This window comes from Algivirga pacifica (assembly GCF_039543525.1).
GTDB classification, from domain to species: domain Bacteria; phylum Bacteroidota; class Bacteroidia; order Cytophagales; family Flammeovirgaceae; genus Algivirga; species Algivirga pacifica.
Window position 1 is genome coordinate 1 of record NZ_BAABJX010000019.1, and the last position, 688, is coordinate 688.

At 48.4% G+C, this 688-nt stretch carries 1 protein-coding gene; it reads right to left on the reverse strand.

The annotated features are described in order from the left end of the window. On the reverse strand, positions 1-688 hold a 688-nt coding region (locus ABD985_RS05320), incomplete at both ends, for an Ig-like domain-containing protein (protein WP_345369820.1).

Genomic DNA, 688 nt, shown 5'->3' on the forward strand with positions numbered 1-688 from the left:
ATCCTTGTTGAAGTCTGATAACTCGAAGGTGTAATCTGAATCCTCATTCAATACCGTGCTATCGCCCGATACCGTCGGTGCATCATTCAATGGCGTCACGTACAACGTGAAGTGAACCGTATCGCTCAGCGCTCCAGACTCATCAGCTACCTTGAACACCAATGTATCCAAAGGACTTCCGTTCAGGTTCGCATCCGGCGTATAAACCAGCTTGCCAATATCTGCTGCACTGATCAGCGTATCCACCGTGCTGACCACATTCCCATCATAACTCAACGTTCCGTCATCAGGGAAAACATGCAGCTGAACCGTACCCAGCGCTTCATTCTCTACATCGCTATAATCCTTGTTAAAGTCTGATAACTCAAAGGTGTAATCTGAATCTTCATCCAGTACCGTGCTGTCGCCAGATACCGTCGGTGCATCGTTCAATGGCGTCACGTACAACGTAAAGTGAACCGTATCACTCAGCGCTCCAGACTCATCTGCTACCTTGAACACCAACGTATCCAAGGGACTTCCGTTCAAGTTCGCATCCGGCGTATAAACCAGCTTACCGATATCTGCTGCACTGATCAGCGTATCCACCGTACTTACCGGATTGCCGTCATAACTCAATGTTCCATCATCAGGGAAAACATGCAGCTGAACCGTACCCAGCGCTTCATTCTCTACATCGCTATAATCC